This is a genomic window from Pseudomonas bananamidigenes (genome assembly GCF_001679645.1).
In the GTDB taxonomy this organism is placed as follows: Bacteria; Pseudomonadota; Gammaproteobacteria; order Pseudomonadales; family Pseudomonadaceae; genus Aquipseudomonas; species Aquipseudomonas bananamidigenes.
Map to the genome: position 1 here is coordinate 33513 of NZ_LRUN01000003.1, position 9212 is coordinate 42724.

The window sequence follows — 9212 nt, forward strand, 5'->3', positions numbered from 1 at the left end:
GGCAACCACGACTAATTTTTTCCTGCGCCCGCTCGTTCCTCCCAGATAGCAAAGGCCTCTGCGCCTGTACCTCGACAGCGAACCTGACTGAGATGGCAATGACAAAACCACGTTCGAAAAAGGCTCTATTCATCGGCCTGCCGCTGGCCCTGGCGATCAGCGCCGGTGCCGGTTTCGCGGTCTGGGACATCTGGTTCAAGGACAACCCCGGCTACCCGGTCAAAGTCATGCAGCAGGCCGAAGAACTGCACGAACACATGCTCTCGTTCGACAGCCACATCACCATCACCCAGAACTTCGGCACCACCGGCAACGAGATCGACAAGGACGGCAGCGAGCAGTTCGACCTGGTCAAGGCCAATCGCGGACGGCTGTCCGGTGCGGCGCTGACGATTTTCGGCTGGCCGGAAATCTGGAACGGCCCGAACGCCCCGCACAAGCCCACCGCCGGTTTTGTCGAAGAGGCGCGCAACCAGCAGGAAGTCCGCTACAAGATCATCTCCGGGATGGTCCGCGACTTTCCCAATCAGGTCGGCATCGCCTACACCCCCAACGACTTCCGGCGCCTGCACGGCGAAGGCAAGTTCGCGATTTTCATCAGCATGCTCAACGCCTACCCGCTGGGTCATGACCTGAATCAGCTGGACCTGTGGGCGGCGCGCGGCATGCGCATGTTCGGCTTCAGCTATATCGGCAACAACGACTGGGCCGACTCGTCGCGCCCGCTGCCGTTTTTCAATGACTCGCCGGACGCTCTCGACGGTCTTTCCGATATCGGCAAGCAGGCGGTCAAGCGCCTTAACGACCTGGGCGTGATCATCGACGTGTCGCAGATGTCGACCAAGGCCCTGGAGCAAGTCGCACAATTGAGCCGCACGCCGCTGGTGGCCTCGCACTCGGCACCGCGGGCCATGGTCGATATCCCGCGCAACCTCAGCGACAAGGAACTGCAACTGATCAAGAACAGCGGCGGCGTGGTGCAGATCGTTGGTTTCTCGCAGTACCTGCGTCCGCTGACCCAAGGCACTCAGGACAGACTCAACGAACTGCGCAAGCGCTTCGATCTGCCGCCGCTGCCGAATCAGGCCTTCGCGCTGATGCCGGGCGATCCGATCATCTCGGCGTGGTCGGAGCAGAAGTTCGGCGAATACGCCGGCCAGCTCTACGCCATCCTCGACACAGAACCAAAGGCCAGCCTGAAGGACCTGGGAGACGCCATCGATTACACCGTGCGCAAGATCGGCATCGACCACGTCGGCATCAGTTCGGACTTCAACGAAGGCGGCGGCGTCAAAGGTTGGGAGAACGTCAGCGAGATTCGCAACGTCACTGCTGAACTGCTGTCGCGCGGTTACTCGGAAGCTGACATCGCCAAACTCTGGGGCGGCAATTTCCTGCGGGTCTGGGATCAGGTCGAGAAAGCCGCCAGACCGGCGATTGCTTCGAGCCGGGAAGTCGCCAGACCATGAGCAACCGTCGTGACTTTCTGAAGCAGGCCGGGATCCTCGCTGCCGCACTACCGCTGGGCGCAAGCCTGCCGAACATCGCCAACGCTTCGACCGCTGCGCCTCTGCCGCGCAACAAGTGGGCGCAATTGCAGCAACTGTTCGATCAGGATCCGGCCTGGCTGCACTTCTCCAACTTCCTGGTCACCACCCATCCGCGCCCGGTGCGCGAGGCGATCGAAATGCACCGCGTCGCCCTCGACAAAAATCCGGGGCTGGCCATGGACTGGGACCACGGTGTCACCGAAAAACGCGAAGAGGAGGTGCGCACCTGGGCGGGCCGTTACGTGCAGGCCGATGCCCGGCAGATCGCCCTGACCGGCAGCACCACCGAAGGGCTGGCGATGATTTATGGCGGCGTGCAGGTGCGCGCCGATCAGGAAATCCTCACCACCGAACACGAGCATTACGCGACCCACACCATCCTCGAACTGCGCACCCGGCGCGAAGGCACCCGGGTGCGCAAGATCCGCCTGTTCAAGGACCCGTACCGGATCAGCAAGGAAGAACTGCTGGCCAATATCGACCGCAGTATCCGCCCGGAAACCCGCGTACTGGGCATGTGCTGGGTGCATTCCGGCAGCGGCGTGAAACTGCCGCTCGCCGATATCGGTGCGCTGGTGGACAAACACAACCGTGGCCGCAGCGAGGCCGACCGCATTGTGTATGTCGTCGACGGCGTGCACGGCTTTGGTGTAGAAGACGTGAGCTTCCCGGCGATGAACTGCGACTTCTTCGTTGCCGGCACCCACAAATGGATGTTCGGCCCGCGCGGCACCGGGATCGTGGTCAGCCGCACGACGGACGTGAAATACGTCACGCCGATCATCCCGACCTTTTCCGAGGCCGAGCACTTCTCGACCACCATGACCCCGGGCGGTTACCACGCGTTCGAGCATCGCTGGGCCCTGACCGAAGCGTTCAAATTGCACCTGCAACTGGGCAAGGCCGACGTGCAGGCGCGCATTCACGAACTCAACAGCTACCTGAAAAAACGCCTGCTGCAACGGCCGCAGATCGAACTGGTCACGCCGCTGAGCCCCGAATTTTCCGCCGGTTTCACCTTCTTCCGGGTCAAGGGCAAGGACAGCGACAGGATCGCCGCACACCTGATGGCCAACAAGGTGGTGGCCGATGCCGTGGAGCGCGATGTCGGGCCGGTGATCCGCACGGCGCCGGGGCTGCTCAACGACGAAGCCCAGATCGACCGCCTGCTGGCGGTGCTCGACCGGGCGCTGTGAGCGAACGATTTCCTTCCCTTTGACGAGACTCGAAATGAACAGTGAACTGCCTCGTTCTGCCGTGAAAACCCTGCCGGCGCTGTTGCTCGCCGCCCTCGCCGCGAGCCTGCTGCCAGGCGCTGCGCAAGCGGCCACTGCGCCGGCACCGGGCAAGGTGTTCAAGGACTGCAAGGACTGTCCGGAAATGGTCGTGCTGCCCACCGGCACCTTCACCATGGGCACTCCGGAAGATGAAGTGGGCCGCGAGCCCGATGAAGGTCCGATGCACCCGGTGACCTTTGCCAGACCACTGGCCATCAGCCGCTTCCAGGTGCTCAAGGGCGAATGGTTCGCCTACCTCAAGGACACCGGCTACCGCATGCCTGACGGCGATGATCGTCCGGGTCGCGCGTGCAAGGCCGGGGTTCCGGACTACGCCGGCAGTGACCCGCGCAAGCAGTACACCGACCGGCATCCGGCGGTGTGCATGGACTTCGCCGAAGCCAACGCCTACGTGGCCTGGCTGTCGAAAAAGACCGGTCAACCCTATCGACTGGTCAGTGAATCCCTGCGCGAATATGCGGCCCGGGGCGGCACGAGCGGCCCGTTTCCCTTCCCGTTCGACGAGGGCAAGGAATACAGCATCGCCAAACACGCCAATACCTATGGCGCCGCCGACGGCTATAACTTCACCGCCCCCGCCGGCAGTTTCCCGCCCAACGCTTTCGGCGTGTACGACATGCACGGCAACGTCTACGAATGGACCGCCGACTGCTACAACGAAAACTACGAAGGCGCGCCGAGCGACGGCAGCGCCTGGCTGACCGGCAAGTGTGAATTCAGGCGCATTCGCGGCAACGACTGGGGCGAAGCACCGGTATTTTCACGCTCCGGCAATCGCAATGCGCTGGTGCCGACCGAACGTGGCGACTGGATCGGCTTCCGGGTCGCCCGGGATCTGTAACCCGCCATCGCCACGCTAAATTAACCCTCCCGCCAGTCGTTCTACAGATGGCGCGATCCATTGCGGCGCGCCACTGCCCTCTACGTCACCCAGGCGACGCCCGCAGCCGATGCAGGCCTTTGCCGCTCTTTCACGCAGGGAACCTCCATGAGCAAACCAACACGCGGGGTGATCAATGAATTGTTCGCCCTGCTCAAACCCTTTCGGCTGATCGTTGCCGGCTCGATCCTGCTCGGCATGGTCGGCGGCCTGAGCGTCACGGCGTTGCTGGCGACGATCAATAACGCGCTGCATTCCGAAGCCGGCCTCACCAGCACAGTGGTCGCGGTGTTCGCCGGCCTGTGCCTGCTGGCCCTGGCCAGCTCGATCTTCTCCGACATCGGCACCAACTTCGTCGGCCAGCACATCATCGCCAGGCTGCGCAAGGAACTCGGCGAAAAGGTGCTGTCGGCGCCCATCGAGCAGATCGAACGCTACCGCAGCCATCGACTGATCCCGGTGCTGACCCACGACGTCGACACCATCAGTGACTTTGCTTTCGCCTTTTCGCCCCTGGCCATCTCCATGACTGTCACCCTCGGCTGCATGGGTTATCTGGCGATGCTGTCGTGGCCGATGTTCCTGATGATGGCGGTGGCGGTCCTGATCGGCACGATCATTCAGTACATGGCCCAGGGCCGTGGCATGCAGGGTTTCATGGAGGCCCGCGACCACGAAGACGACTTGCAAAAAAACTACAACGCGATTGCCGAAGGCGCCAAGGAACTGCGCATCCACCGCCCACGTCGCCACCGCATGTTCGTTTCAGGCATCCAGAGCACCGCCGACCGGATCTGCGACACCCAGGTGCGTTCGGTGAACATTTACGTGATCGCCAAGACCCTCGGCTCGATGCTGTTCTTCGTGGTGATCGGCTTGGCGCTGGCCCTGCAATCGCTGTGGCCGAGCGCCGACAAAGCGGTGATGAGCGGCTTTGTGCTGGTGCTGCTGTACATGAAAGGGCCGCTGGAACACGTCATGGCGGCGTTGCCGATTGTCGGTCGTGCACAGATCGCCTTCCGCCGGATCGCCGAACTCTCCGAGCAGTTTTCTTCGCCCGAACCGCACTTGCTGCTCAACGATCAGGGCAACCGGAAAACCCCGGCGCACAGTCTGGAATTGACCGATGTTTCGTACAGTTTCCCCACCGTGGAAGGCGCGGCACCGTTCCGTCTGGGGCCGGTGAACCTGAAGATCGATCAGGGCGACATCATTTTCATCGTCGGCGAAAACGGCTGCGGCAAGACCACCCTGATCAAGTTGCTGTTGGGCCTGTATGCGCCGCAGCAAGGCGAAATCCGCCTCAACGGTCAGGTCGTCACCGCCCTCACCCGTGATGATTATCGCCAGCTGTTCACCACGATCTTCGCCGACTATTACCTGTTCGACGACGTGGTGCAGGGCGACACGCATATTCCGCAGGACGCGAACAAATACCTCGAACGCCTGGAGATCGCGCACAAGGTCAGCGTGCGCGACGGCGCCTTCACCACCACCGATCTGTCCACCGGCCAGCGCAAGCGTCTGGCGCTGATCAACGCATGGCTGGAAGAGCGTCCGGTGCTGGTGTTCGACGAGTGGGCCGCCGACCAGGATCCGACGTTCCGGCGGATCTTCTACACCGAACTGCTGCCGGACCTGAAGCGTCTGGGCAAGACCATCATCGTCATTTCCCACGACGATCGTTACTTCGACGTCGCCGACCAACTGGTGCGCATGAACGCCGGCAAAGTGGTCACCGAGCTGCAACCCGCCTGATTGTGAAACGTCTGTAAAAAAAAGTGCGTCGGGCCTTTCCGGTTTTCGGGAGGCTCAACGTCTTACATACAGTTAATAGAAATCGTTCTCAGTCAACACTTTCAAGAGTAGAAGAACAATGCCCGCACCGCACGGACTCCACCCGCTCGCCAAGGCTCTGCTGATCCGCCGCTCCTTGCGCACTACCCTTCCCGCTTTTTGCGCCCTGGCGTTGACCCTGCCGGTGATCGGTCAGGTGCAGGCCGCAGCGGTGGCGATCAATATTCCTGCACAGTCGCTGGGGAGCGCACTGCAGGAATTCGGTCGCCAGACCAATCTGCAAGTGCTCTACAGCCCGGACGACGTCAGCGGCCTGCGCAGCACCGCCGTCAGTGGCAGCCTGGAGCCGACCGCCGCCATCGCGCAATTGCTGCAGGGCACCGACATCGCCTACAGCGTGCAGGGCAACAATGTATCGTTGCGCGCCCGCAGCAACGGCGCGGCCCTTGACCTGGCACCGACCAGCATCACCGCCGCCGGCGAATCGGCCTGGGGTCCGGTGGACGGGATCGTCGCCAAACGCAGCGCCACCGGTTCCAAGACCGATACCGCGCTGAAGGAAATCCCGCAGACCATCAACGTCGTCACCCAGGACGAAATCAAGATGCGCGGCTCGCAATCTGTCACCGAAGCCCTGCGCTACACCGCCGGCATGACCGGCGGCGGCTTCTCCGACCGGGTGAAGATCTTCGATGAGCCGACGTCTCGCGGCTTCTCGCCAACCCCGCTGTACCTCGACGGCCTGCACCTGCCCTACGGCGGTGGCAGCACCGGTGGTTCGCTGCAGATCGATCCGTACAGCCTGGAGCGCATCGAAGTGCTCAAGGGACCGGCGTCGGTGCTGTATGGCCAGAACCAGCCGGGCGGTATCGTCAACATGGTCAGCAAGCGTCCGACCGCCACACCGCTGCATGAAGTGATCGTCGGTGGCGGCAGCTACGACCGCAAATACGGCGCCTTCGACCTCGGCGGCCCGCTCGACGACCAGGGCGAACTGCTTTATCGCCTGACCGGTGTGGTCAACGACAGCAACTCGCAGATCGACTACGCCGACCAGAAACGCATGATGCTCGCGCCCAGCCTGACCTGGCTGCCGAACGACCGCACCAGCATCACCCTGTACGGCCAGTACCAGAAAGACCACGACACCCCGGAAGCCCAGGGCCTGCCGGCCAACGGCACCGTGTACCGCAGCGCCAACGGTCGCATCAGCCGCAGCCTGTTCCTCGGCGAGCCGAACGTGAACAAGTACGACCGCGAACAGTTCGTGCTCGGCTACGAGATCTCCCACGAACTCAACGACGTCTGGACCCTCAAGCAGAACGCCCGTTACGCGCAGCTCAACGACCGTTACATCGCGCCGCTGCACGGCTATTCCTTCGAACCGAATCCGGTCACCGGTGCCGATGACGAAAGCCGTCAGACCCGCTTTGGCGTGGACTGGGCCCAGGACAACAAGGTCTTCGGTGTCGATAACATCGCCCAGGCCAAATTCAAGACCGGCGAGCTGGATCACACCCTGCTGCTGGGCGTGGACTACTACCACTTCAACTCCAAGTTCCTCGGTCGCTATGACCGGACCGGACCGGCCATCGACCTGTACAAACCGGTCTACGGCAGCGAGTTCAACTTCCGCCAGCCTTACCGTTGGGACAACACGATCAAGCAGACCGGCCTGTACACCCAGGATCAGATGCGCTGGAACCAGTGGTTCCTGACCGTCGGCGGTCGCTACGACTTCGCCGAGACCATCAACAAGGAACCGCTGGGCGGCAACCGTTCGAACATCAAGGACGAGAAGTTCACCGGACGCGCAGGCTTTGGCTACGAGTTCGAAAACGGTCTGACACCGTACGTCAGCTACGCCGAATCGTTCCTGCCACAGACCGGCGCCGACATGAACGGCCGTCCGTTCGAACCGACCGAGGGCAAGCAGTACGAAGTCGGTATCAAGTACGAGCCAAGCTTCGTCGACGGCTTCATCCAGCTGTCGGCTTACCAGATCGATCAGAACAACATGCTGACCAACGATCTGCAGAACCCGGGCTTCAGCAGCCAGAGCGGTTCGGTGCGCTCGCGCGGCGTGGAACTGGAAGGCAAGGTCAACGTCACCCAGAACCTGCGTGTGCTGGCTTCGGTGTCGCGCAACCAGATCAAATGGCGCAGCGTCAACGACGGTCGCGAAGGCCGCACCCTGGCCATGAGCCCGCCGCTGACCGCCTCGGCGTGGGTCAACTACGACTTCGACGTCTCCACCCCGCTGGCCGGTCTGGGCATGGGCCTGGGTACCCGCTACGTGCGCAGCAGCTACGGCTCGGACTACGAGGAGGATTCCTTCCAGATCCCGTCCTATACCGTATATGACGCCATGGTCTCCTACGACCTGGAGAAATCGCCGCTGCACGTCAAAGGCGTGAAAGTGAAGATGAACCTGGAAAACCTCGCCGACAAAAAGTACGTCGCCAGCTGCAACAGCACCCTGGACTGCTACTACGGCGAAGGCCGCACCATGACCGCCGACGTGACCTACAACTGGTAACACGCTCGGCGCCAGACAAAACGCCGGCGTCTGCCGGCGTTTTGCTGTCTGCCCGAATGCAAATCCCGGACAAAAGAAAAGGGCCGCAGACAGCGGCCCTTTTCAGTCCCTCGAATAACCCGCGCTACCCCACCGCAAACACCTGCGCCAACCGCTCGGCAATGTGCTGCTGCGCCTCCTCGGCTTCATCGATGATCGCGCCCATGCGCAGGAAGTCATGGGTCATGCCTTCGTACACCTTCAACTCGACTCCGACACCCGCCGCCTGCAAATGCCGGGCGTACGCCACGCCTTCGTCGTGCAGCGGATCGCACTCGGCCAGCACCAGCAACGCCGGTGCCATATGGGCCGGAACCTCACCCAGCAACGGCGAAAAGCGCGGATCGAGACGGTCGGCCGCCTCACGCTGATAGTGGTCGTAAAACCAGTTCAGCGAGGCCTTCTCCAGCAGATAGCCCTCGGCATAACGCTCGATGGTGGGCGTGCTGCGACTGGCGTCGGTGACCGGGTAGATCAGCACCTGCAAACGCGGCTGCACCGGAGCACCCGCCAATTGCGCAGCCAGCACCGTGGCCAGACTGCCACCGACGCTGTCGCCGGCAATCGCCAGACGGTCAGTGTCCAGCCCCAGGTCCCGAGCACTGGCCACCAGCCAGTTCCAGGCGTCCTGTGCATCGTCCGCCGCGGTGGGAAAACGGAACGCCGGCGCCAGTCGATAGGCCACCGAAAGCACCACACAATCGGCCATCGACGCCAGCGCCCGGCACAGCGAATCATGGGAGTCGAGGCTGCCGACCACATAACCGCCGCCGTGGAAATACAACAACGCCGGGCGTCCGGCCCCGGCTTTCAACGGCTGATTACTGTAGATCCGCGCGTCCAGCAGCGAACCGTCGCGCACCGGCAATTGCAGCTCATCGACCGCAGCAAGGTCTTCGCCACCGGCGTCCATCAGCAGCGACGACTGATCGAACTGCTCGCGGGCCTGTTCCGGGGTCAGCTCATGCATGCCCACGCGTTTGCCGCTGGCACGGCCATTGCCGACCAGTTGCAGGAACGCGGCGATATCAGGATTCAACGACATTCAATTTCTCCAGACGACTCGGGCGCCATAGGCGCGAGTCGTGTTTGCAATGACAGAGCGGGTT

The 9212-nt window shown here is 62.5% G+C and carries 6 protein-coding genes; 5 read left to right on the plus strand and 1 reads right to left on the minus strand.

The genetic code is table 11. The features are described 5' to 3' along the window. The first annotated feature begins 98 nt into the window (after positions 1-98). The 5 genes from pvdM (at position 99) to BBF94_RS02225 (ending at position 8064) form a co-directional block, all read left to right on the plus strand. Entirely contained in the window at positions 99-1469 is a 1371-nt protein-coding gene (pvdM, locus tag BBF94_RS02205; RefSeq protein ID WP_065257424.1) for a pyoverdine-tailoring dipeptidase-like protein PvdM, read from the plus strand. Further along, positions 1466-2746, plus strand: a complete 1281-nt coding sequence (pvdN, locus tag BBF94_RS02210) for a pyoverdine-tailoring periplasmic protein PvdN (protein ID WP_065257425.1) — start codon at positions 1466-1468, stop codon at positions 2744-2746. Before pvdM ends, pvdN begins: the two co-directional genes overlap by 4 nt. A 34-nt stretch (positions 2747-2780) precedes the next feature. Then, a complete protein-coding gene (gene pvdO / locus BBF94_RS02215; RefSeq protein WP_065257426.1) occupies positions 2781-3689 on the plus strand; it encodes a dihydropyoverdine dehydrogenase in 909 nt (302 codons plus the stop codon). Positions 3690-3836: 147 nt separating this feature from the next. Then, positions 3837-5486: a cyclic peptide export ABC transporter gene (locus BBF94_RS02220; protein ID WP_065257427.1), complete on the plus strand. Its 1650-nt coding sequence runs from the start codon at positions 3837-3839 to the stop codon at positions 5484-5486. Between the two features lie 118 nt (positions 5487-5604). Beyond that, positions 5605-8064 carry a TonB-dependent siderophore receptor gene (locus tag BBF94_RS02225; protein WP_065257428.1) on the plus strand — a complete coding sequence of 820 codons (2460 nt, stop codon included), beginning with the start codon at positions 5605-5607 and terminating at the stop codon, positions 8062-8064. A gap of 124 nt (positions 8065-8188) precedes the next feature. Here BBF94_RS02225 and BBF94_RS02230 read toward each other — a convergent pair whose 3' ends face one another. After that, on the minus strand, positions 8189-9148 hold the full coding sequence (locus BBF94_RS02230; protein ID WP_065257429.1) for an alpha/beta hydrolase: 960 nt from the start codon (positions 9146-9148) through the stop codon (positions 8189-8191). Positions 9149-9212 lie beyond the last annotated feature (64 nt).

Bases quoted from the DNA above. Each gene is read 5' to 3' on its own strand.
- pvdM (WP_065257424.1), top strand. From the start codon at position 99: ATGACAAAACCACGTTCGAAAAAGGCTCTATTCATCGGCCTGCCGCTG.
- pvdN (WP_065257425.1), top strand. From the start codon at position 1,466: ATGAGCAACCGTCGTGACTTTCTGAAGCAGGCCGGGATCCTCGCTGCC.
- pvdO (WP_065257426.1), top strand. From the start codon at position 2,781: ATGAACAGTGAACTGCCTCGTTCTGCCGTGAAAACCCTGCCGGCGCTG.
- BBF94_RS02220 (WP_065257427.1), top strand. From the start codon at position 3,837: ATGAGCAAACCAACACGCGGGGTGATCAATGAATTGTTCGCCCTGCTC.
- BBF94_RS02225 (WP_065257428.1), top strand. From the start codon at position 5,605: ATGCCCGCACCGCACGGACTCCACCCGCTCGCCAAGGCTCTGCTGATC.
- BBF94_RS02230 (WP_065257429.1), bottom strand. From the start codon at position 9,148: ATGTCGTTGAATCCTGATATCGCCGCGTTCCTGCAACTGGTCGGCAAT.